This window comes from Vogesella mureinivorans, assembly GCF_007644035.1.
Lineage (GTDB): Bacteria > Pseudomonadota > Gammaproteobacteria > Burkholderiales > Chromobacteriaceae > Vogesella > Vogesella mureinivorans.
The window spans coordinates 1-300 of record NZ_VMTV02001040.1; the positions used below are offsets into that span (position 1 = coordinate 1).

Consider the following 300-nt stretch of genomic DNA (forward strand, 5'->3'; position numbering starts at 1 on the left):
TAGAAAGTTTGACTTTAATCTGTACAATTTCATGGTTAGCAAGTGCGCCGCCGGCAAGTCCTTCTGCCGTCTTGCGATAAATTTCTGGGCCGATTAAAGTATTTAAATCGGAATGCTTCCCATCTGTGCGCTCTGGGGTTGCAGTCAATCCCAGCCGGTAGGGGGCGATCGCATACTCTGCAATCACGCGGTTGAAGTCGGTGGGCAAGTGATGACACTCATCAAACACAATCAGGGCGTAGCGGTTGCCCAAAGTTTCTGCATGAATGGCGGCGCTGTCGTAAGTTGCAACAAGAATCG

General features: G+C 50.0%; 1 protein-coding gene. It reads right to left on the bottom strand.

Translation table 11 applies throughout. The features are described from left to right. A partial coding sequence (locus tag FLQ44_RS22645) for a DEAD/DEAH box helicase (protein ID WP_170253071.1) occupies positions 1 to 300 on the bottom strand: 300 nt, incomplete at both ends.